General features: G+C 36.9%; 18 protein-coding genes. 10 read left to right on the top strand and 8 right to left on the bottom strand.

Features of this window, described 5'->3' with window-relative positions; genetic code table 11:
* Positions 1–47: 47 nt before the first annotated feature.
* Together JO178_RS16825 and JO178_RS16820 are read right to left on the bottom strand one after the other, a co-directional pair.
* The gene (locus JO178_RS16825) at positions 48–806 is read right to left on the bottom strand and encodes a TIGR03915 family putative DNA repair protein (RefSeq protein WP_291938363.1); all 759 of its coding nucleotides are present in this window, start codon (positions 804–806) and stop codon (positions 48–50) included.
* 11 nt (positions 807–817) lie between these two features.
* Positions 818–2,077: a putative DNA modification/repair radical SAM protein gene (locus JO178_RS16820; RefSeq protein ID WP_291938361.1), complete on the bottom strand. Its 1,260-nt coding sequence runs from the start codon at positions 2,075–2,077 to the stop codon at positions 818–820.
* A gap of 145 nt (positions 2,078–2,222) precedes the next feature.
* Here JO178_RS16820 and JO178_RS16815 point away from each other — a divergent pair, with 145 nt between their 5' ends.
* The 6 genes from JO178_RS16815 (at position 2,223) to JO178_RS16790 (ending at position 10,162) form a co-directional block, all read left to right on the top strand.
* Positions 2,223–3,551: a hydroxymethylglutaryl-CoA reductase, degradative gene (locus JO178_RS16815; RefSeq protein WP_291938359.1), complete on the top strand. Its 1,329-nt coding sequence runs from the start codon at positions 2,223–2,225 to the stop codon at positions 3,549–3,551.
* A gap of 166 nt (positions 3,552–3,717) precedes the next feature.
* Entirely contained in the window at positions 3,718–4,806 is a 1,089-nt protein-coding gene (locus JO178_RS16810; RefSeq protein ID WP_291938357.1) for a hypothetical protein, read from the top strand.
* A 1-nt stretch (position 4,807) separates the two neighbouring features.
* A complete protein-coding gene (locus JO178_RS16805) occupies positions 4,808–5,194 on the top strand; it encodes a DUF423 domain-containing protein (protein ID WP_291938355.1) in 387 nt (128 codons plus the stop codon).
* A gap of 2 nt (positions 5,195–5,196) precedes the next feature.
* Positions 5,197–6,474 (top strand): chloride channel protein, encoded by a 1,278-nt coding sequence (locus JO178_RS16800; protein WP_291938353.1) that lies wholly within the window; start codon positions 5,197–5,199, stop codon positions 6,472–6,474.
* 131 nt (positions 6,475–6,605) lie between these two features.
* Positions 6,606–7,796 carry an ADP-forming succinate--CoA ligase subunit beta gene (sucC, locus tag JO178_RS16795; protein WP_114819312.1) on the top strand — a complete coding sequence of 397 codons (1,191 nt, stop codon included), beginning with the start codon at positions 6,606–6,608 and terminating at the stop codon, positions 7,794–7,796.
* Between the two features lie 176 nt (positions 7,797–7,972).
* The gene (locus JO178_RS16790) at positions 7,973–10,162 is read left to right on the top strand and encodes a reprolysin-like metallopeptidase (RefSeq protein WP_291938349.1); all 2,190 of its coding nucleotides are present in this window, start codon (positions 7,973–7,975) and stop codon (positions 10,160–10,162) included.
* Between the two features lie 38 nt (positions 10,163–10,200).
* On the opposite strand, the gene JO178_RS16785 is transcribed toward JO178_RS16790, so the two are convergent.
* Positions 10,201–11,082, bottom strand: coding sequence for a mechanosensitive ion channel family protein (locus JO178_RS16785; RefSeq protein ID WP_291938347.1), 882 nt, complete (start codon positions 11,080–11,082; stop codon positions 10,201–10,203).
* A gap of 95 nt (positions 11,083–11,177) precedes the next feature.
* Here JO178_RS16785 and JO178_RS16780 point away from each other — a divergent pair, with 95 nt between their 5' ends.
* Positions 11,178–11,813: a peroxiredoxin gene (locus JO178_RS16780; RefSeq protein ID WP_291938346.1), complete on the top strand. Its 636-nt coding sequence runs from the start codon at positions 11,178–11,180 to the stop codon at positions 11,811–11,813.
* A 93-nt stretch (positions 11,814–11,906) separates the two neighbouring features.
* Here JO178_RS16780 and JO178_RS16775 read toward each other — a convergent pair whose 3' ends face one another.
* From JO178_RS16775 to JO178_RS16765, 3 genes are all read right to left on the bottom strand, one after another.
* Positions 11,907–12,497 carry a hypothetical protein gene (locus tag JO178_RS16775; protein ID WP_291938344.1) on the bottom strand — a complete coding sequence of 197 codons (591 nt, stop codon included), beginning with the start codon at positions 12,495–12,497 and terminating at the stop codon, positions 11,907–11,909.
* 246 nt (positions 12,498–12,743) lie between these two features.
* On the bottom strand, positions 12,744–13,259 hold the full coding sequence (locus JO178_RS16770; protein WP_291938342.1) for a hypothetical protein: 516 nt from the start codon (positions 13,257–13,259) through the stop codon (positions 12,744–12,746).
* Positions 13,260–13,347: 88 nt separating this feature from the next.
* On the bottom strand, positions 13,348–15,681 hold the full coding sequence (locus JO178_RS16765) for a TonB-dependent siderophore receptor (RefSeq protein ID WP_291938341.1): 2,334 nt from the start codon (positions 15,679–15,681) through the stop codon (positions 13,348–13,350).
* Positions 15,682–15,862: 181 nt separating this feature from the next.
* Here JO178_RS16765 and JO178_RS16760 point away from each other — a divergent pair, with 181 nt between their 5' ends.
* Entirely contained in the window at positions 15,863–16,918 is a 1,056-nt protein-coding gene (locus JO178_RS16760) for a Gfo/Idh/MocA family oxidoreductase (RefSeq protein WP_291938340.1), read from the top strand.
* A 103-nt stretch (positions 16,919–17,021) separates the two neighbouring features.
* Here JO178_RS16760 and JO178_RS16755 read toward each other — a convergent pair whose 3' ends face one another.
* Complete coding sequence (locus tag JO178_RS16755; protein ID WP_291938337.1) at positions 17,022–18,917, bottom strand: ABC-F family ATP-binding cassette domain-containing protein; 1,896 nt, start codon at positions 18,915–18,917, stop codon at positions 17,022–17,024.
* Positions 18,918–19,112: 195 nt separating this feature from the next.
* Between JO178_RS16755 and JO178_RS16750 the strand changes: the two genes are divergently transcribed.
* Both JO178_RS16750 and JO178_RS16745 read left to right on the top strand, forming a co-directional pair.
* Positions 19,113–19,625, top strand: a complete 513-nt coding sequence (locus JO178_RS16750) for a 5'(3')-deoxyribonucleotidase (RefSeq protein ID WP_291938335.1) — start codon at positions 19,113–19,115, stop codon at positions 19,623–19,625.
* A gap of 125 nt (positions 19,626–19,750) precedes the next feature.
* Positions 19,751–21,394: an alpha/beta fold hydrolase gene (locus tag JO178_RS16745; RefSeq protein WP_291938334.1), complete on the top strand. Its 1,644-nt coding sequence runs from the start codon at positions 19,751–19,753 to the stop codon at positions 21,392–21,394.
* Positions 21,395–21,468: 74 nt separating this feature from the next.
* On the opposite strand, the gene JO178_RS16740 is transcribed toward JO178_RS16745, so the two are convergent.
* A complete protein-coding gene (locus JO178_RS16740) occupies positions 21,469–22,332 on the bottom strand; it encodes a GH25 family lysozyme (RefSeq protein WP_291938332.1) in 864 nt (287 codons plus the stop codon).
* Positions 22,333–22,370: the final 38 nt, after the last annotated feature.

Below are 22,370 nucleotides of genomic sequence, written 5' to 3'. Positions count from 1 at the left end.
TTATGTATACGCCAGGTTATGAGGTTATCCACAATGAGATGATTTTTCTACCATTTCTCTGTTAAATATTTCCAGTACCTCCTGGGAACATGCTGAATATGCAGCTTAAGATTTTTTCTTTCGGCAATATTGGTTTTTGTAAAATACCGTTGCCAAAGTATCTGATAATTTTTTTCATCATCATGAAACTGTTGTTGATACTGATTGAAACTGAGGGGTACGTCCGGATAAAAAAAGTCGCAGTCTTCCAGATCATACAGAATTCCGTAATTTCTGTGCCGGTCATAAATCATCCATTTCTGGTCCTGATAACGATCTTTAAAATGTTTTCGGATCAGTGGGAGCACATTGAAATCAGGATCTATCTGGGCAAAAAAAAGGTTGTCCTGCATTTTTTCAAACCGGACAAAAGCTGTCATTCGATGGCTTTCCCGATCTACAGATTTACAGATTTTAGAGATTTTTAGGATATCCGGATCTGCAAAATTTTCTAATATATTATTTTCCGGATGCTGAACAGCTTGTTTTACAGCTGATAGAATTAAGGGTTCGCTTTCTGTATCGCCGGATAAAAAAACTTTCAGTAATTGACGGATTCCCCGCTTACCTATATTTTTTTCCATCTTATGTAAAACCCGTCCGGATTTTTCAGTCTGTGTAATCACCTCGTGGATCTCCGCAAAAATATTTTCCTGATGAAAATTTTCTCTTCTGATGATTTCCACATTCTGATAATGGTATTCAAAAACTTCAAATATTGCTGTGAAAAGGCCGTCAAAACTTCCGTCGTAAAGTAGGGTAGTCATTTTTGTTTGTATTAAAAAAGGCTCAATTGTTGTGAAAACTGATTGTGAAATTTGGAAGAACTTCCGCCTGTCAGTAATTTTCTCAAATTCTTATCCGTCAGATATCTTAAATAGGCATTTCCTGCATTGAAGTCAATAAAATATTTTGCTCTGTTGACAGCTGCTCCAAGCCGTTTCAAATGATCCATATTTAAAATCTGAAAACGTCTTGCACTGATGATCTTTTGTGCAGATTTTACACCGATTCCGGGAATTCTTAAAATCATATGATAATCGGCCGTCTGGATATCTACAGGAAATTGATCCAGATGTCGTAATGCCCAGCTTAATTTCGGATCTACCTCCAAATCAAGAAACGGAACATTAGGATCTAAAATTTCTTCCGCTTTAAAACCATAAAATCGCATCAGCCAGTCAGACTGATACAAACGGTTCTCCCGGAGCATAGGGACTTCTGTGGTCAGCGAAGGAAGTCTTTTATCTTCCAGTACAGGAACATAACCGGAATAATAGACCCTTTTTAAATTAAAGTTTTTATAAAAATGATCTGCTACTTTAATAATTTGTAAGTCGTTTTCATTGGTAGCGCCCACAATCATCTGGGTAGACTGTCCCGCCGGAGCAAATTTGGGAACCTTCTTTAAAATCTTTTTCTCATCTTCATACTGATGGATCCCTTTCTGAATATACCGCATCGGGCTGATCATATCCTGCCTGTTTTTTTCAGGAGCCAATAATTTCAATCCGCTTTCGGTAGGGATTTCCAGATTAACGGATAACCGGTCCGCATACAATGCTGCTTCCTGCATCAGTCCATCGTTGGCTCCCGGAATCGATTTCAAATGAATGTAGCCGTTAAAATTTTCTTCTAAACGGAGCTTTTTGGCTACCCGTACCAGTCGCTCCATGGTAGTGTCTGCGTTTTTGAAAATTCCTGAACTTAGGAATAGTCCTTCGATATAATTTCTTCGATAAAAATTAATGGTAAGATCTACAACTTCCTCAACGGTAAAAGCTGCCCTTTTTATATCATTTGAGCTTCTTGAAACGCAGTAGGCGCAGTCAAAAATACAATGATTGGTCAATAAAACTTTAAGCAGGGAAACACATCTTCCGTCTTCCGTATAGGTATGGCAAATTCCACTTACAGAACTGTCTCCTAAAGCCCCTTTTTTATTTTTCCTTGTTCCGCCGCTTGATGAACATGAAACATCATATTTCGCTGCATCAGCAAGGATTTCAAGCTTTTCTTTCAGGCGGTCAAAATTCATATTGTTAAAAGTGTGTTATAATTTGTATCATAATTTTATCCAAAAGTAGTTCCAAAATTGATAAGTATCAACATTTTTTCATAGAAGTTATCAACAAAAAAGAGTCTCAAAATCATTATATTTACAGCTCATTAAAGTTTGTATCATGAATCATAAACCAATCGAAGGTTTTTCCAAGCTTCCGAAGCAGGGGAAAATCGAGTGGCTCGTAAACGAATACCTTGAAGGAAATCAGGAATACCAAAATATATTAAAACAATACTGGAACGAAGATGCAGATCTTCAGAAACTTCACGAAGAGTTTTCTGAAAACACCATTTCCAATTTCTATATGCCCTACGGAATTGCTCCGAATTTTTTAATCGACGGAAAATTACTGGCACTTCCGATGGCAGTGGAAGAAAGTTCAGTAGTGGCGGCAGCTTCAAAAGCCGCTAAGTTCTGGATTGATAAAGGCGGCTTTAAAACAACCATCATCAATACTGAAAAACTAGGGCATACCCACTTTATATTTAATGTAGAGCCTCATAAATTACTGCACTTTTTTAATTTCAGTTTAAAGAAGAAGTTATTTGAAACTACGGAAGATATCACTGCCAATATGAGAAAACGAGGTGGTGGTATCTTAAATATCAGTCTGGTGGATAAAACTGCAGAAATGCCGAATTATTACCAGTTGAAAGCAAGTTTTGATACCGTAGATTCCATGGGGGCCAACTTTATTAATTCTTGTCTTGAGCAATTTGGAAAAACCCTGAGACAGGAAGTTGCAACCAGTGAAGATTTTACACAGGAAGAAAAAAATTCATTACAGATCGTAATGAACATCCTGTCCAACTTTACACCGGACTGTATCGTAAGAGCTGAGGTTTCCTGTAAAATGGAAGATCTAAAAGACGACAGCGGGATTTCTCCTGAAGAATTTGCTTCTAAATTTAAACAGGCAGTTACCATTGCTGAAATTGAACCGTATCGTGCAACCACTCACAATAAAGGAGTAATGAACGGGGTAGATGCTGTAGTCATTGCAACCGGAAATGACTTCAGAGCTACAGAAGCCTGTGCTCATGCCTATGCTGCAAGAGACGGACAGTACAGATCTCTGACCCACTGTACTACAGATAACGATATTTTCAGATTCTGGATTGATCTTCCGATTTCTGTAGGAGTAGTAGGCGGATTAACGAATCTCCATCCTTTGGTGAAATTCTCCCTGGCATTACTGGGTAAACCATCTGCACAAGAGCTGATGAGCATTCTTGCTGTTTCGGGACTGGCGCAGAATTTCGGAGCATTACGTTCCCTGGTAACCACAGGAATTCAGAAAGGACATATGAAAATGCACCTGTTGAATATTCTAAATCAGTTAGGTGCTACAGAAGAAGAGAAACAGCATTTTGTGACTTACTTTAAAGATAAAACGGTAAGCCATCACGAAGTGATCAATGAGTTTAACAGAATGAGAGGAAACTAATGTTACAGATTATTTTGCCTATCGTATTTCTACTCTTCGGATTCTTTTTAAAGAAAACCAATAATGAAGGCTTTAAAAGCTCCAAAAGATTTGCCAATATGTTTATCATACTTGGTATTTCTACGCTGGTTGCCAAGTTCATTTTAATGTATATAAAGTCAGAATAGTGAAAAAGACAATCCTGTTTTTTTTATTGGTATCCGGTCTGGGGTTTTCGCAGCAGAAAAATGTGAAAATAAGTAATTTGCCGCCTAAAACCGAAGACTTTGTTTTTCCTGTAATTTCATATTCGGATCAGCCGAAAGTAGAATATAAGATCAATACGTTTCTGCAGGTTGATGAGCTTGAGTATGTACCGGGGTCTCAGATAAGCCCGTCCAAACTGGTTTCTACAGGAACCACTTCTTTTTCCAATTATATCTATTATTATAGTTGGAAAAAAATTGAAACTCCTAAAAATATTCTCAGTATCGGGATGGATGGAGAGGCTTCGGGTGCTTATCCTGAAAGTTTTGCCATTTGGAAGAACTTTGATCTGAGAACCGGAAATTTTATTAATGCTGAGGATTTATTTCAGCCGGATTCAGTGAAGATCGTGGAAGGTATTATCAGGCAAAAGGTAAAGAAGAGAATCTCTGATTTTCTTGTCAGGCTGAAAGCGGAGAAAAATCCTCCAGACGAAACTAAAGATCAGATAGCGATGTATGAAGACTGTTTTACAGAACATACTTTAGAAGATATCCGATATTTCTTCGGGAAAGATAAATTAACTTTTGTGGCCGGCAGATGTTCTAATCATGCGATGAGAGCCTTAGATGAGCTTGACAGTCACGAAATAGAGCTTTCTTACAAAGAGCTGGATACATACTGGAGTGCTTATACCCGGAATTTACTGAATGGTTCTGATAAAACAGAAAAGACAAGTTTCAGAAATAAACTGTATAAAGGTAAAATTGATGGGAAATATCCGGTGACAGTTCTTGTAACCCGTTTTTATCCTGCTGATAATAACTCAGGGGTAAAAGCTTTCCATGCGGAATACTGGTATGATAAAAGTAAAAAGCTCATTCAGTGGGACGGGCAGATGAAGGGAAATCACATTTCCATCACTGAGAATGATCATTATGATGATGCCACAAGCCAGTGGATTCCAAGAGCTTTTGTAGAAGCAGAGATAAACGGAAACAAGGTTACCGGAACATGGCAGGATGCAAAAACAAAAAAATATTTAAATCTAGAATTAGAAGAATTATAAAATGAAAACAATTACTTTAATTTTTGGAGCAGTATATGGAATGCTGTCAGTAATTCTTGGCGCATTCGGAGCACACGCCTTGAAGAAGATACTATCTGTAGAAAGACTTGAAAGTTTTGAAACCGGAGTAAGATATCAGATGTATGCCGCTTTTTTCCTTTTGATCATCGGGTATATTTTAAAATTCGAAACATCTGCAGAAAAATGGACCTCCATTTTAATGATTGCCGGAACATTTTTATTCTCCGTAAGTATCTACTTTCTGAGTATGCAGGATTATTTAGGTACTAATCTGAAATTTTTGGGACCTATTACTCCGCTTGGTGGATTATTGATGATCCTTAGCTGGGGGATGCTGATTCTTTATTTCGCTAAAAATAAAATCTAACTATGAAGATCAATAGAAGAAGACGGCTTATAAGAACATTTAATTTACTGGATCAGCCGATCAGGTTTAATCCGTTTGTGTTCAGTCGTACTTTTTTTATGTGGGCTATTACAGGTCTGGTAGGTGGCATTATTGCTGGTGGATACTGGATTGTACTGGAATATTTTACCGGGTTTCTGGCGGAATTTCAGGGATGGATGGTAATTCCTACCATGGCAGTCTGTGGCCTTCTGGCCGGATTGGTGATTCATTTCATAGGTGATCCGGGAGAAATTCATCTGATCGTTAACAACATCAGATTTAATAAGGGGAAATTAGATCCGAAAAACAATCCTTCCATGATCCTGTCGTCACTTTTTTGTGTGGCATCAGGAGGAAGTTTAGGACCTGAAGCTCCTTTAGTACAGGTAACGGGTTCTACAGGAACATGGCTTGGAAAAATCTTCAGACTGAAAGGAGAGGAGTTGCGTTCTCTAAGTATCGCCGGAATGGCTTCTGGCTTTACGGCTTTATTTGGAGCTCCGTTGGGAGGAAGTCTTTTTTCACTGGAAATTCTGCACCACAAACATGCGGTTGAATATTATAAAGCAATTATTCCTGCATTAGTAGCCAGCTGTTTCAGTTATCTGATGTTTGCGCTGATCATTCATCTGGGAATCGGAGCAACATGGGATCTGAAGGCATATCATTATACAGGAGTTTATGATTTTGCTTATGCCACGGCTTTTGGAATTGTAGGAACATTATTCGGTTGGATTTTTATTTTTGTAGTAAAATTTTTCAAAAAAGTTTTTGAATACAGAAAATTTCCGATCTATCTTAAAACATGTGTCGGGGGAATTATATTAGGATTCATTGCCTATTATTTCCCCATTACAAGGTATTTCGGACATAATGAAATCAATCAGCTGATCGGCGGGAATTTTGGATTAAACTTTCTGATCCTGATTCTGGTCTTTAAAATACTGGCGATTGCCATTACTGTAACTTCCGGATGGAGAGGAGGTTTCATTATTCCATTGTTTTTTGTAGGTACAACATTAGGATTGATTATCCATAATCTGTTTCCGGCTGTGGATACGACGTTAGCAATTGTAAGCTGTATGGCTGCCATCAACGCATGTGTTACAAGAACGCCAATGAGTACAACAATTATCTTGGGAACACTGACAGGATTTACTTATTTCGTTCCGATTTTATTTGCCAGCCTCACCGGATATTTCCTTGCACCGAAAATTCCGTTTATAGGATCGCAATCTGAAAAATTGGCGGAAGAATAGGGCAAATTTGAAGGATATGTTAAAAATCAAGTTATTCAGACTTTAAATTTTAAGTCAATAAACTTGAACTTCCGTGTCTTTTTAGTAAATTTGTCAACCTTTAAATATTAAAATAAAATAATAAAAATAATATGAATCTTCACGAGTATCAATCAAAAGAGATTTTATCAAAGTATGGAGTAGCTATCCAACGTGGTTTCGTTGCAAACAACGTAGATGAAGCTGTAGCAGCTGCTGAAAAATTGACTGCTGAAACCGGAGCTCAAGCTTGGGTTGTAAAAGCACAAATTCACGCAGGTGGTCGTGGTAAAGGTGGAGGTGTTAAGTTTTCTCCAAACATGGATAAACTTAAAGAAAACGCTCAGAATATCATCGGAATGCAGTTGGTAACTCCTCAAACTTCTGCTGAAGGTAAAAAAGTAAACTCTGTTTTGATTGCAGAAGATGTTTATTATCCTGGAGAATCTGAAACTAAAGAATTTTATGTTTCTATTCTTTTAGATAGAGCTGAAGGGAAAAATACAATCGTATATTCTACTGAAGGAGGAATGGATATTGAGCATGTTGCCGAAGTAACTCCTCACCTGATTCACAACGAACTTATTGACCCTGCTATTGGTCTTCAGGGATTTCAGGCTAGAAAAATTGCTTTTAACCTGGGTCTTGAAGGAAATGCTTTCAAAGAATTTGTGAAATTTATTTCATCTCTTTATAATGCTTATACAGGAATTGATGCCTCTCTTTTCGAAATCAACCCTGTATTAAAAACTTCTGATAACAAAATTATCGCTGTAGATGCAAAAGTAACTTTAGATGACAACTCATTGTTCCGTCACAAAGACTTAGCTGAATTAAGAGATACAAGAGAGGAAGATCCTATGGATGTTGAAGCTGGAGAAGCTGGTCTTAACTTCGTAAAACTTGATGGTAACGTAGCTTGTATGGTAAACGGTGCCGGTCTTGCAATGGCAACTATGGATATCATCAAATTATCAGGTGGTAACCCTGCTAACTTCCTTGATGTAGGTGGTACTGCAGATGCTCAGAGAGTTCAGACAGCTTTCGGAATCATTTTAAGAGATCCAAACGTAAAAGCTATTTTAATTAACATTTTCGGAGGTATCGTAAGATGTGACAGAGTGGCTCAGGGGGTTGTAGATGCTTACAAAGCTATGGGTAGCCTTCCGGTTCCATTGATCGTAAGATTACAGGGAACTAACGCTGTAGAAGCTAAAAAATTAATTGATGAGTCTGGCCTTCCGGTTCACTCTGCAATTACTTTAGAAGAAGCTGCAAATAAAGTAAAAGAAGTTTTAGCTTAATCACTAAACCTTATCGATAAAAAAACCGTTTTCATCAGAAAACGGTTTTTTTATTGTTATATCATCAATATGTCTTTTAAAATATTAACTTTGTAATAATTCTCGTTAAAGTGAATCATGTTCTTTTCTTACGTTTTGAAAAAGAGTATTTCAATTAACACAAATCTTAATTTAATATGAAGACAAAATCATTTACTCTTTCTTGCCTGCTCGTTGCGGCATTCAGCTACGCACAGCAAAATTATTGGAAGAAATTACAAAGAGCGACAGGGGAGGATCTCGCTCCAAGAACAATAATGCCCAAAACCTTTTCATTGTATCAGCTGAATCTGGACAAAATAAAAACGGATTTAAAAAAAGCACCACAACGATTTTCAACAGACGAAAGCTTAGTTCTTCAATTTCCTGATGCTGACGGAAACTTCCAGGATTATATCGTACAGGAAGCTTCAGTTATGGAGCCGGAACTACAGGCTAAATTTTCCGATGTCCGGTCCTATATCGGATGGCAGAAAAAGAACTCCGGAAATACGATACGCTTCAGTATAACTCCCGAGACAGGAATCAGCATGATGTATTTTGACGGCTGGGAAATAAGTTATCTCGATGCCTATACCCATAACAATTCCTCTTATATCTTTTATAAAAGAAAAGATGTATCTCAGAATAACCGATCTTTTGACTGCGGAATGCTGAATGAAGCAGAAAGTTTAATAGATCATTCATTAGTCAGTAAAGCTCCTTTAGTAGCAGACGGATATTTCAGAACCTATCGTCTTGCGCTGGCTGCAACAGGAGAGTATACTGTTTTTCATGGCGGAACAGTAGGGGCTGCAATGGCTGCAATGGCAACCACCATGACAAGAGTGAACGGTGTCTATGAAAAAACGATTGCTTCCACCATGGTAATGGTAGCCAATAATAATCTTTTAATCTACACCAACGGGGCTACCGATCCTTATTCTAATGGGAATGCCGGTGCTATGCTGAGTGAGAATCAGACCACAGTGAATACTGTTATTGGCGCGGCTAATTATGATATTGGCCATGTTTTTGGAACAAATAGCGGTGGGGTTGCAATGCTGAGGGCCTTATGTTCATCTACCTCAAAAGCAAAAGGAGTTACAGGATCCGGAGCACCGGTGAATGATCCTTTTGATATTGATTATGTTGCTCATGAAATGGGACATCAGTTTGGCGCCAATCATACATTTGCTGCTGTAACCGGAAGTTGTGGCGGAGGTAATATTAACCAGTCTACAGCTTATGAACCAGGGAGTGGAACCACCATTATGGCTTATGCGGGAATCTGTGGAGCAAACAATAATGTGCAGGCTAACAGCAGTCCTTATTTTCATGCAGCAAGTGTTAATGAAATGTATGCTACCATTACCCGATCCGTAGACTGTTCTTCAAAGGTATATACCGGTAATACACCGCCAGTGGCAGAAGCAGGAGCCGACTATATTATTCCGAAAGGAACTGCATTTGTTTTAACAGGCCAGGGATATGATCCTGATAATGATCCTGTCACTTACTTATGGGAAGAATATGATAATCAAAACAGTATTCAGCCACCGTTGGCGACTAGTGTAGCAGGCCCTCTTTATCGGTCACAGTCTCCCAATACTCAACAGGAAAGATATTTTCCTGAAATGGTTTCTGTTTTAGCAAATAATCTGGTTCCCAAATGGGAAGTGACCCCGGCTGTTGCGAGAATACTGAATTTTTCATTACTAGTGAATGATAATAAAATATCCGGAAATCAGTCTGCACGAGATGCAATGATGGTAACTGTTACTAATGACGGACCTTTTACTGTAACCTCGCATGGAAATAATAATCCATATAATGCAGGACCGAATACGATAACCTGGAATGTGGCAGGAACAAATACAGGAATGATAAATACACAGGAGGTAGCTATTTTACTGTCTAAAGACGGAGGAAATACTTTTGATACTGTTCTTGCTGCAAATGTTCCCAACAACGGATCTGCGGTAGTTGATTTTCCTAATGAAAATATAGCATCGGCAAGAATTATGGTGAAAGCTGTTGGTAATATTTATTTTGCTGTCAATACCTCCAATTTCTCTGTTGCAAAAATGCTTTCAACAAAAGAAACTGAAGTGAAAAATTTTGCAGTGTATCCTAACCCTGCTCATCATGAAGTGAACATCCGTCTTAAAAATTCAACTCAAAAAGCAGAATACAGTCTGACGGACGCGTCAGGAAGACTCGTAAAAACAGGAAATTTTAACGGAGAAGCCCATATCAACATAAGCGGATTAACTGCCGGAATGTATGTAATGACTATTACCACAGAGCGTGGTGAGAAACATGCCGAAAAATTAATTATTAAATAATTTCATAAAAAGCCGCTTTTCAAAAGCGGCTTTTTTATCTATTTATCATGATTTTCAGATGAGGTATTATCTGATGTAATACTGATACTTGTAGGGGTTACCAGCTTTATATTATCTGTATCAAAGCGTTCTTTAATATGTAAATAGGCTTTACTTCTTACCTGTCCCAGATTCGCTCCAATTTTGATCCAGAATTTTACCTGAAGATTAAATGAGCCTTGTTTCAGATCTGTAAAGATTACCTCTGTAGTATCCGGCTTATCTACATTATCCAGGTTTTTAACAACATCCAGAATTCCTTTTTGTGCTTTACTGATATCCTCATCGGCAGGAATTTCGAAATTTAAAATAATCCTGCGCTGTGGTGATGCGGTAATATTATAGAATGGAGCATTGAAAACTACCTGATTAGGAATATAAGCTTTCTTTCCGTCATCCGTAAGAATCTTTGTGGTTAAAAAACCAATTTCCTGTACCGTTCCGGAATGAGCCCCTATAGTGATATAATCTCCTACTTTAAAAGCTTTATCAATACCGATAAGCGCTCCTGAAAAAATACTTGAAACAAGATCCTTCAAAGCCACCCCGGCAATGACCCCTGCCACTCCCAAACTTCCGATAAATTTCCAAAGAAAGCCGCTGAAACCCATAATTTCAAGCGAAATAAAAGTTCCCATCATCATAATCAGAAACCTGAATACGCTGATCAAAGCTACCAAAGAGCTCTCTTTTTGACTTTTCGGAAAGAATTTATGGAATAATTTTACGGCAATCCGGCTTAAATATTTACTGGTAATCAGAAAAAATGTAAATACCAAAATACCTACAATCAATTTCGGAGTAAGTTCTGCCAACGTTACATACCAGTTTTCCAATACCTTGTAAACAACGTCTACATACCTAAGTCCTGTTTTCTCCATGAATAAATTTTGAATTAAAGATATAAATTTTTAAGAAAAGTTTTGCTAGTTTCAAAAAGTCTACTAAATTTGTAGACTAACAAACGCGAAATATTATGTCAATTAAACTAGGAGATACAGCACCCAATTTTCAGGCACCCTCATCGGTGGGTGATATTGACTTCTATGATTATTTAGGAGATGCATGGGGAATTTTATTCTCACATCCTGCAGATTATACACCTGTTTGCACTACAGAACTGGGATATACCTCAAAGCTGAAATCAGAATTTATACAGAGAGGAACAAAAGTTATTGCTCTGAGTGTAGATGGAGTAGAAGATCATAAGAACTGGATTCAGGATATTAATGAAACCCAGGATACGGATGTGCAGTTCCCGATTATTGCAGACCAGGAAAGAAAAATTTCTGAGCTTTATGATTTTATTCACCCGAATGCTTCAGTAACAGCTACAGTACGTTCCTTATTAATTATTGACCCTGCTAAGAAAGTACGGCTGATTATTACCTATCCGGCTTCTACAGGCAGAAATTTTAATGAAATTCTCAGAGTGCTGGATTCGCTGCAACTGGTAGATGCTTATCGTGTCGCGACTCCTGTGAATTGGAATTATGGAGATGATGTTATTGTACCGCCTTCAGTTTCTACGGAAGAAGCCATAAAAATATTTCCGAAAGGCGTAACTGAAGTAAAGTCGTATTTAAGATATACGCCCCAACCCAATACATGATTTATTTGATTTTTTATAGTTTAGTTTTAATTTGTACGAAAAGCGCCCCGGAAATCAATTTCCGGGGCGCTTTCATTTTTATAAGTTTTTGTATTACTTAACGTCGTTGATGATTTGTTTTGCTTTAGACGTTGGAAGATAAACCTGGAAACCTAAACCAAAAGTAATTTTGTTGGTATATCCGCCGCTTCCGAATCCTGCGTTGGCATCATACTTCACTAAACCTTCTAAACCAATGTTCGGAGTAATGAAATAAGAATAACCAGGACCGAATCCGAAGTTAAGACCGTTTGAAGAAGAACCTCCTTTAGAGATTGATGTTCCTCCAACTCCTAAGTTACCCTCGAAGAACCATCTTCCGTGGTGTAGTAAGTTATTTACTCCCTGCTCTCCCGGATTAAGATAATAACGTCCTAATGCTCCAACATTATATGTGAAAGTAGTTGGGGCATCTTTAGCTCCTTTAAAGCCTAAATCTACATATCCTCCTACTGCTATATTGTCTTCAATAAAATAAGCTCCTTTCGGCTGAATATTAAAATCATAACCACCTCCTTTATTTAAACCGAAGTTGGCTCCTGCAAGGTTACCCCCTACCATCCAATTACCTTTCTGAATCTGAGCGTTTGCGGTTGCTGTTAAACCTGCTACAGCTAATATCCCTGTTAAAATAAGTCTTTTCATAATTTATTATTTTAATAATTAAATGTTTATTATTCACGAATTATAGAAAAAACAATAAATGTGCCAGAGTCTTAATTTTAGATAATTTTTCAAAATTAATGTTAACAATATCAATGAGATATAATGTATCTTTTTAACGTATTCATTAATGATTCCATAATTAAATCAGAAAGTTATAATGAGGCTAAAAACATAAAAACGGAAAAAAATTAATTATTCCTTATTTTGTGCTTCAACCTTAGTTTTTTATATAAACAGTAGAATTAATGAAATAATCAATCCGGCAATAGTAAACTTAACTCCTCTTTTGAAGGCTTTCGTTTTAGGATTAAACATCCAGAAACTTGAAATAACAAAGAAGAAGAGTGCAATCCCGAAAAATACACTTAGCGGAGCGATGGGATCTTTGGATTGTGATTTGTGAAGTTTAACCATTTTATCCAGTACAAAAGGAAGTTCTTTTTTTGTATATTTTGCCTTTCCCGTTGCCGAATCATATGTTCCTTGTTTAAAATAAAGCACCGTTCCTTCCGTTTTTTCAACTTCGAGCCCTTTCATTTTAAGTTCTTTTCCCAATGCTTTTTCTGAAAGGTTGGTTGTGATGGTTTTGTCATACTGTTTTTCTTTCTTAAGGAGATCGGTATCTCTGTATACAAGTAAAATTCCACTTACGGCATATACTGCCATGATTCCTGCAAGAAAGTATCCCAGATAACGGTGTGTAACCCTCATGAAACTTCTTGTGTCTTTAATCTTATCCATATCTTATTGTTTTGTTTTAAAATTTCAAAAGTGGAAGCTGCAAAAATGCAATTTCCACTTAAGTTGTTTATCGAGAGATTATTTATTGCTAAAGTCTGTAGGTCAGTGTAAAATAATAGTTTCTCGGTGTGATCGGATTTACCGAATAATTCTCGTGAACATTATAATTGACTACATCGAACAGGTTACCCACTTTCCCCTGAATAGAGAATTTTTTCCAGTCATATCCTACAGATAAACTCACTGTCGTGTAATCTTTGATAGGTATCATTCTTGTAATATTATTTCTGGTGATATTGGTAGATTTCGAATCATTCCATCCGGCAATTCTGTCTCCGATATAATAAATACCTGCTCCTACTTTTAATCCTTTTACATAGCTGGTGAATTTATAGAAAACAGAGGCATTGGCAGTCGTCGCCGGAGTTCTTACGAGTCTTTGGTTTTCTACGTATCCTTTCTCAGGAGTATCAATATAAACCGAATTATTATAAGAGAATCCTGCAATAATAGATAGGCTTTCATTAGGATTACCCGTAATATCTACTTCCACTCCACGGCTTCTCATCTTTCCTGCCAGTTCTTTCAGGTTGTTATCCGGAGTGATTACACTGATATCTCCTTTAGTATTCGTTGAAGTATAGAAATAATTTTGATAATAATTATTGTAGATAATCTGATATAGTGTAAGATTAACAGCAATTGCATTGTTCCAGAAATTTTTCTTTGCTCCTATTTCATACTGATCTACTGTAGTAGGCTTAATTCCTTGTTTCGGTAAATTAGCAATTCTTGCCAATACATCGGCTGAAGTTCCGGAAGTATTCAGGTTGTCAAGCTGGTCAGACATATATCCTGCATTTGCTACGAAAGAATTAGTATAGGTTGCAAATACGGAAAGATTATCATTAGGCATATACACCAATCCCAACTTCGGAGATACTGCCTGATCTGAAGTGGAAGTATTACCGACAAATGATTTTGTATTGGTCATAAATTTTGTATTGATCGTAGGCATATTTTCTACATACGACCAGCGTAAACCAGCCAGCACTTTAAGTTCTTTGGTAAGGCTCACGAAATCCTGAACAAATACTCCGATTCTTCTGGTATTGATTCTGTTCTTTTCCAGTGTTTTAGAATTTGGAATACCTCCAGCTGCCCATGTAGACGGATCATCCATAAATACCAGTCCATCCGGATTCCCGTTAGTACCATATAAATAAGAAGTTCCGAAAGCTGCTTTTTTAGGATCTGCAATACTAGGATCATAATAAGTATAGGAATCTGCTGTACCATAATCAGCATCAGCTCCGATTAAAATCTTATGACTGATTCTTCCGGTATTAAATTCCCCATTGATATTGACCTGTGCAGAAGTATAATTCTGCTCATTGTATGTTTTATTTAATGGTCTGTTCCAGACAAGACGGTTTTTATCATTATAGGCCCACTGTACTCTTTCCGTTGAGAAGTAATCTTTGGTATAGTTCTGATAAGAAGCCACAGCATTTAAAGACCATTTTTCATTAAACTGATGGTTGAAAGTAACATTCGTGGAAGCCTGTTCCACATTCTGATATTGCCAGTTTGCTCCTAAAAAGGCATTCCTTGGCAATAAGGTATTCATGGTATAGCTACCATCACTATTCGTAATAGAACCGATACCAAAATCCGGAGTGAAATTATTCTTAAGATAATCTGCCTCAACAATCAATTGTGATTTCTGGCTTATATTAAATAAGAAGGACGGATTAAAATAATATTTTTCCGACTGTACCACATCCCTGAAACTTTCAGCATATTCATATGCACCATTAACTCTGAAAGCAATGTTTTTAGATAGTGGTCCGTAAATATCTACCGTTGGTTTATAAGAATTCCAGCTTCCTCCGTTTAATCCTATACTTCCCCCAAAATTAAATTTCGGTTTTTTAGTAATCATGTTGATAATACCCCCTGCAGCGGCGTTACCAAAAAGCATGGCGTTGGCTCCTTTTAAAACTTCTACTCTTTCCAGCCCACTTACTTCAGGGAAAACTCCACTGTTTATTCTTGCCCCGTTTTTAAAGATATTATCATTTCCTAAACTAAAACCACGCCCTCCAAAGCTGTCCTGAGAATTTCCTCTGGATGAGGTAACGTATAATCCGTTTACGTTCTGAAGAACATCGCTCAACTGTTTAGCCTGTTGCTGCTCAATAATTTCATGAGTAACAATGGCTATAGCCTGTGGATTCTCCATTACCGTAAGGTTGGATTTTGTAGATAATGTTCTTGCCTGGTTGGGATTTCCCGTTTTGTGAAGATTAATATCTTCAATGGTCTGGGTTCTGATGGTATCTGCTTCAACATTTTTAAGTTGAGCACTTGCGGAAACAGCAATGACCAGAAGCCCTAAAGAAAGTAGTTGTCTTTTCATTATTTTTATGTAGAACAGTTTTAAATAGGCCGCAAATGTAAGTATTTGTTTAGAATAGTTAAAAATAAAAAACTGATTTTTATCATTTTTTTTTCTGGCTTATAAATGGATTATTTCTATCGTTGTTGTAGATCGGGGATCGTGAGTTTTTTTATGAATATATTTGTTGAAAAATAAAATTATGCAATTGGTAAAAGCAGGGCTTTGTGCCTTTGGAATGAGTGGGAAAGTATTTCATGCTCCCTTTTTAAAGGAACATCCGGGGTTTTTCATTTCTGCTGTAGTAGAAAGAAGTAAAGAAGAATCCAAAGAAAAATATTCTGAAGCGACAATCTATCGCTCGGTAGAAGATATGCTCAAACAGGAGGATATCGAACTGGTGATTATTAATACTCCCGTTCAGACGCATTATGAATATGCAAAGAAAGCGCTGGAAGCAGGCAAAAATATTATCGTTGAAAAACCTTTTACAGTAAATGTTTCAGAAGCAGAAAAGCTGGTAGAGCTTGCCGAAGAAAGAGGACTGTTTTTGAGCGTATATCAGAACCGAAGATTTGACCGCGATTTTTTACAGGTTCAGAAAATTTTAAATGAAGGAAAACTAGGAAATATTAAAGAAGCCGAAATTCGTTTTGACAGATTCCGAACAACACCTAGCGGAAAACAGCATAAAGAAAATCCTCATCAGACCGGTTCAGGATCACTTCATGATTTAGGATCACACCTCGTGGATCAGGCTGTACAGTATTTCGGATATCCGGAAAAACTTTTCGCAGATGTATTTTCTATGAAAGGTCCCGAGTTTGCTAATGATTATTTTGAAATTCTTTTATACTATAAAAACAATCTAAGGGTAAGACTGAAATCTTCTGTTTTTACTAAAGAAGCCCATTACGCATATAGTATACACGGAGACAGAGGAAGCTTCTTGCATGAAAGAACAGATAATCAGGAAAATGAATTGGTAGCAGGAGCAATTCCGGTATATGGCGAAGAATGGACAATGCCCCTGAAGCAGCCGGACGGAATTTTAAACTTTTTAAATGAAAACTCCGAAACAGAAAGGATTCTGACTTCAAGTGAAGCAGGAAATTATATGGATTATTACCAGCAGATCTATGAGCATATTGTTTTTGGATATGCTTTACCCTCACCGGGAAGAGAAGTTATTCAGAATATGAAAATTATAGATGCTTCGCTTGAAAGTGTAAAAAAAGAAAAAATCATTCAATTGTAAATGGTAGGTGCATTCTGAACTATAAACAGGTTTGAAGTATCAATATACTTTTGAGCTGCAGACTCTACAGCCTTTCCGGTTTATAATTCAGAACGTCCCATTTTTATAACAACTCCTGAATTTCCAGCCATCTCATTTCATGCTCTTCCAGTTTTCCGGAAACAGATTCCAGATCGGCAGAAAGCTGGGCAATCTTTTCATAATCAGCTTCGTTATTAAGAAGCTCTAAGATCTTTGCACGCTGTTCTTCCAGTTCGGGCATTTCTTTTTCGATAGTTTCCAGCTCTCTTTGTTCCTTAAAGGTCAGCTTTCTTTTTTTAGAATTAGCGGTCTGGGTATTATCCTGTACAGCAACTGTTTCTTTTACAGGTTCCGGTTTTACCGTTGTATTTTTTTCCAAAGCATCTTCGCGGCTTTTAGCCTCACGGTATTCTGAAAAGTTCCCTACGAAATCTTTTATTTTACCATCTCCTTCAAAAGCCAGCACATGGTCTATAATTCTGTCCATAAAATACCTGTCGTGAGAAACGATAATTAAAGAACCCTGAAATTGTTGCAGAAAGTTTTCAAGAACCGTTAAAGTAGGTAAATCCAGATCATTCGTAGGTTCATCAAAAATCAAAAAGTTAGGATTCTGATACAATATATACATCAGGTGGAGCCTTCTCTTCTCCCCACCCGAAAGCTTTGAAATAGGGGAGTATTGAGACTGATCATCGAATAAGAATAATCTTAAAAACTGTGATGCGGAAAGACTTTTTCCGTTAGCTAAAGGATAAAACTCGGCAATTTCTTTAATAAAATCAATGACACGTTCATCTTCTTTATAAGTAAGACCTTTTTGAGAAAAATAACCAAAAGAAATCGTTTCTCCCGTTTCAATTTCCCCTTTGTCTGCTTTTTCGAATCCCTGGATAATATTTAACAGAGTAGATTTACCGGCTCCGTTTTTTCCGATGATTCCGATTTTTTCTCCACGTTGAAACTGGTAGCTGAAATCTTTAAGCAGGACTTTATCTCCAAAGCTTTTATCGATATGTTTCAGTTCAAGAATTTTATTTCCCAGACGTTTCATCTCGAAATCAAGTTCCAGTCCCTGTTTTCTGGTATCGGTTTTTGCTACTTTTTCCGTTTCAAAAAACGCATCGATTCTGCTCTTTGACTTCGTGGTTCTGGCTTTAGGCTGTCTTCGCATCCATTCCAGTTCCTTTCTGTAAAGATTATTTGCTTTATCAATTGTTGCGGAAAGGTTTTCTTCACGGATCATCTTATTTTCAAGATAAGTAGCATATGAGCCATTATGAACATACAGATTCCTGTCCTCCATTTCCCAGATCATATCGCAGACGCTGTCCAGAAAATACCGGTCGTGGGTCACAAGTAATAAAGTTATTTTGGCCTTATTCAGATAGTTCTCAAGCCATTCTACCATATCCACATCAAGGTGGTTGGTAGGTTCATCCATGATCAGTAGAGTGTGTTTATGTTCAGCTCTGGTTTCCGTAAGGAGCTTAGCGAGAGCAACACGTTTGATCTGTCCCCCTGAAAGTGTTCCCATTTTAGCATCCAGATCAGTGATCTTCAGCTGGGAGAGAATCTGTTTCATTTCATTCTCAAGGTCCCATGCTTTGTGGGATTCCATATCGGCTAATGCTTTTTCAATAAAATCAGAATCAGTGGAGTGAAGAGACTTGTGATAATTTTTAAGAGCAAGGATCGGCTTGGAATCCAGTGTCATCATGAATTCTTCAATGCTCAGGCTAGGGTTATAGTCTATTTCCTGGTCAAATAATACCACCTGAATATCTTTATTAATGATCACAGTACCGCTGTCTGCAATTTCTTTACCCATTAATATTTTCAGAAGGGTGGATTTTCCACTTCCGTTTTTAGCAACAATAGCGATTTTGTCGCCTTCATTGATGTGAAAAGAAATGTTTTCAAACAAAACTTTGATCCCGTAGGATTTGGTAAGGTTTTCAGCAGAAACGTAATTCATTGGAATTGATGATTGATTTTGAATTGACCGCAAAAGTACGAAAATGTAGCCAGAAAAATTTCCGGTCCGCTATTGTTAAAATGATATTTAAAATTTTTTAATAGTTTTCATAAGCTGTCCGGGAAAACTAATTAGTACATTTGAATGAGGTTAAAAAAATCACTGTAACACAGTATGTAAAATCTGATTTGTAGTATGAAAAAAGTAATTGTTGATATGGACGGGGTAATGGCAGATGTATACCATCAGCTTATACAATTTGAAAAAAGAGACACCGGAAGAGAGATTGAAATAAAAGAACTCACCGGAAAGCCTGAAATAGAAGCTTTCCCGAATGGTAAAAAACATGTTAACGAACTGGGATTTTTCAGAACGCTACCCGTAATGAAAGGCAGCCGTGAAGCACTGGAGTATCTTAATAACAAGTATGAACTGTATATTGTTTCTGCAGGAATGGAATTTCCCAACAGCCTGAGAGAAAAATATGACTGGCTCGCAGAGCATTTTCCGTTCATTACCTGGGAACAGATTGTGCTTTGCGGAAGTAAAAGAGTCGTTTCAGGAGATGTAATGATTGATGATTATCCAAAGAATCTGGATCATTTTTCAGGAAAAAGATTAATTTTCACCCAGCCTCATAATGAACTTATTGAAAATGAGACGTATAAAAGAGTCTCTTCGTGGGATGAAGTTATGAATGTTCTTTAACAAAGAGTTTTCACTAAGATGAAAGACTATTATTTGTAAGTATTTTAACTAAAAAAAAGATGATTTTAATAAGGTATTAAGAATTTTACCAGCCAAAAATAAATAAGTTTGCATAAACTTTTACCATGATAAAATTTAATACCTTATTATTCGTTTTTACTGCTTGCTCTTTTCACGCCCAGGTTATTTCAGGGACGGTGATGTCTAAAAACGAAAATCAACCCATTCCTTATGTAAAAATCGGGGTTGAAAAGAAAGATATCGGAGTCATCTCCGATGAAAAAGGAAAATTTTCAATCGATCTATCCAAACTGGAAGCCCAACAAAAAATAAAAATAGAAGTGCCTGGCTATGAGCTGTATGAAGAAACAATACAGGATTTTAAAAAACATGACCAGCAGAACCTATTTTTAAAAGAAAAAATTAAAAATCTTAAAGAAATTGCTATTAAGCCTAAAAAACTGGTTGATAAAAACTGGGGGGTCAATACCAAAACAAAGACTGTTATATATCTTGTAAATCCAGGGATGGACAATGGTAATTTTCTGGGTGAAACCGCCCTAGAGTTTAATGCTAAAAAACGTTCTAAGATAAAAAATATCAATCTGAATATAGCCAGTTATGTGTCAAATGAACCTGTTCTGATGCGGTATAGTATTTATGGTGAAAAAAATGGGTATCCGGATAAAAATATTCTGGATGAAGAAATCACTGTTGAACTTACTGAAGATATGATTAAGGACGGAACATATACATTGGACGTTAATGATCGGAATATTTGGGTTCAGGGAAAGTTTTTTGTCGGAATACAATTTTTGAAAAGATTTGAAGGAAAGATTAAAATCAGTGCTGCACTGTTCAGAACAGGATTTATCAGAGAATTTTATGGAGATTGGATGAAGATGAGCATTGCTGCACCTGCTATCAATGTTGATGTGAAAGTGGATAAAAATAATGCTAAGGATGATAATGCTTATACAGATGATATTACTTCCAATTGGTTACGCGATAATACACAAAATATACAGGAAGCAGATCAGTCAATATATGGCAAAAATCAATCTGCCGGAAATTATCTGAAATTGAAAGATACTCATCTGTATTATGAAATATATGGCGAAGGTGAACCTCTGGTTTTGCTTCACGGAAATTCAGGAAGTATAAAGGATTTTTATCAACAAATTCCCATTCTGTCCAAGCAGTATAAAGTAATTGTAATAGATACAAGAGGACAGGGGAAAAGTATCGATACATCAAAAAAAGATTTCACCTATAAATTGTTTGCAGACGATGTAAAGGCCTTAACAGATAATCTGAAGCTTGATAAAATAAACATTGTTGGTTGGAGTGATGGAGGAAATACAGGACTTGAATTTGCATTAAAGTATCCGGAAAGTCTTAAAAAGCTGGTGACCATCGGAGCGAATGCTTTTCCTGAAGGGGTAGAAAATGGAATTATCGAGCGGTTCAATACACAAATGAAGCAGTTAATTCAAATGGCTCCTGCTGAAACCCTCAATGAACGCAGGCTTTTAAAAATAATGCTTACACAGCCTAATATTAATAAAAAGGATCTAAATACTATAAAAAGTCCGGTATTGGTGATTGCTGGAGATAGAGATGTGATTAAACCGGATCATTCAGAATTTCTTTCAAAGCAAATTCCCAATGCAGAGTTGAAAATTTATAAGGATACTACCCATATGGTTCCTTATGAAAGACCGGATGAACTTAATGCAGATATTTTCAGGTTTTTAGGGAAAAGTTAAAGATGGAAAGTGAGGAGATGGAAGTTGTTTTAATATATCAAAAAACTTCCAGCTTCCATCTTCGTTTCTTTTTACTAATCCAGTGTTAGTCTTTTCAGGGACCAGGAGTTTCCATTATAAATATTCAGATCTACTTTGGCGTTGATGCCGTGAACAATTCCGTTTTCTGTAAACTGCCAGAAATCCCATCGGTCATCCGGTGAAGGAGACGGAACATCATTATAATTGGCCAGCCATAGGGGATAGTCATCAAATTCACCTTTCAGAAAATCTTTATAATAATGATAATAGGTGTAGATGATTGGTTTCTGACCATAAGTTTCTTCCACAATTTTACACCATACTTTAAGGTCTTCTATCAGTTTCTTATTGGTTTTGCGTTTGGGAATTTTTTCTATATCCAGAATAGGAGGGAGGTCTCCTCCTTCCAGCTTTACATTGGCCAGGAAATTATTCGCCTGAATGACAGGGTCTTCATCGGCTCTGTAAAAGTGATAAGCTCCGCGGATCAGCTCATGTTTTTTCGCTTTTTCCCAAAAATCATCAAAATGTTTATCTGCTGTGCGGTTTCCCATAGTGGCACGCATCACAACAAATTCTAATGGAATGGTTTTGTTTCCGATACTTAAACTGTCCCATTTGATGTCTTCTTTGTTCTGATAGTGGGAAATATCAAAACCATACGTTTTATCCAGATTGCTGGTAAGGATTTTTTGAATCCTCAGTGCTTCCTTCTCCGTGTTGTGAAGTTTTTTATGAATGAATTTATTAAAGTACAGTGCATAATAATAACTGACAGACTGTTTTAAATAGAAGCCTGTACCTATTAAAGCCAGAATCAGAATCGCCAATATCACTTTTCTGCGGAAAAAATAATTCTTCCGTCTGTTTTTGTGAACCTGTTTGGCAGTTTTTTTGGTGTACTTTTTCGGTGTCATAAAGTTTTGCAAAACTAACTTTTTTCACTGCTAAATGC

Source organism: Chryseobacterium sp. (assembly GCF_019236175.1).
Lineage (GTDB): Bacteria > Bacteroidota > Bacteroidia > Flavobacteriales > Weeksellaceae > Chryseobacterium.
This window is presented reverse-complemented; position numbering and strand designations above follow the sequence as displayed.

Excerpts from the sequence above, each read along its gene's own strand:
- JO178_RS16825 (WP_291938363.1), bottom strand. The coding sequence starts at position 806 with ATGACTACCCTACTTTACGACGGAAGTTTTGACGGCCTTTTCACAGCA.
- JO178_RS16820 (WP_291938361.1), bottom strand. The coding sequence starts at position 2,077 with ATGAATTTTGACCGCCTGAAAGAAAAGCTTGAAATCCTTGCTGATGCA.
- JO178_RS16815 (WP_291938359.1), top strand. The coding sequence starts at position 2,223 with ATGAATCATAAACCAATCGAAGGTTTTTCCAAGCTTCCGAAGCAGGGG.
- JO178_RS16805 (WP_291938355.1), top strand. The coding sequence starts at position 4,808 with ATGAAAACAATTACTTTAATTTTTGGAGCAGTATATGGAATGCTGTCA.
- JO178_RS16800 (WP_291938353.1), top strand. The coding sequence starts at position 5,197 with ATGAAGATCAATAGAAGAAGACGGCTTATAAGAACATTTAATTTACTG.
- sucC (WP_114819312.1), top strand. The coding sequence starts at position 6,606 with ATGAATCTTCACGAGTATCAATCAAAAGAGATTTTATCAAAGTATGGA.
- JO178_RS16790 (WP_291938349.1), top strand. The coding sequence starts at position 7,973 with ATGAAGACAAAATCATTTACTCTTTCTTGCCTGCTCGTTGCGGCATTC.
- JO178_RS16785 (WP_291938347.1), bottom strand. The coding sequence starts at position 11,082 with ATGGAGAAAACAGGACTTAGGTATGTAGACGTTGTTTACAAGGTATTG.
- JO178_RS16780 (WP_291938346.1), top strand. The coding sequence starts at position 11,178 with ATGTCAATTAAACTAGGAGATACAGCACCCAATTTTCAGGCACCCTCA.
- JO178_RS16775 (WP_291938344.1), bottom strand. The coding sequence starts at position 12,497 with ATGAAAAGACTTATTTTAACAGGGATATTAGCTGTAGCAGGTTTAACA.
- JO178_RS16770 (WP_291938342.1), bottom strand. The coding sequence starts at position 13,259 with ATGGATAAGATTAAAGACACAAGAAGTTTCATGAGGGTTACACACCGT.
- JO178_RS16765 (WP_291938341.1), bottom strand. The coding sequence starts at position 15,681 with ATGAAAAGACAACTACTTTCTTTAGGGCTTCTGGTCATTGCTGTTTCC.
- JO178_RS16760 (WP_291938340.1), top strand. The coding sequence starts at position 15,863 with ATGCAATTGGTAAAAGCAGGGCTTTGTGCCTTTGGAATGAGTGGGAAA.
- JO178_RS16755 (WP_291938337.1), bottom strand. The coding sequence starts at position 18,917 with ATGAATTACGTTTCTGCTGAAAACCTTACCAAATCCTACGGGATCAAA.
- JO178_RS16750 (WP_291938335.1), top strand. The coding sequence starts at position 19,113 with ATGAAAAAAGTAATTGTTGATATGGACGGGGTAATGGCAGATGTATAC.
- JO178_RS16745 (WP_291938334.1), top strand. The coding sequence starts at position 19,751 with ATGATAAAATTTAATACCTTATTATTCGTTTTTACTGCTTGCTCTTTT.
- JO178_RS16740 (WP_291938332.1), bottom strand. The coding sequence starts at position 22,332 with ATGACACCGAAAAAGTACACCAAAAAAACTGCCAAACAGGTTCACAAA.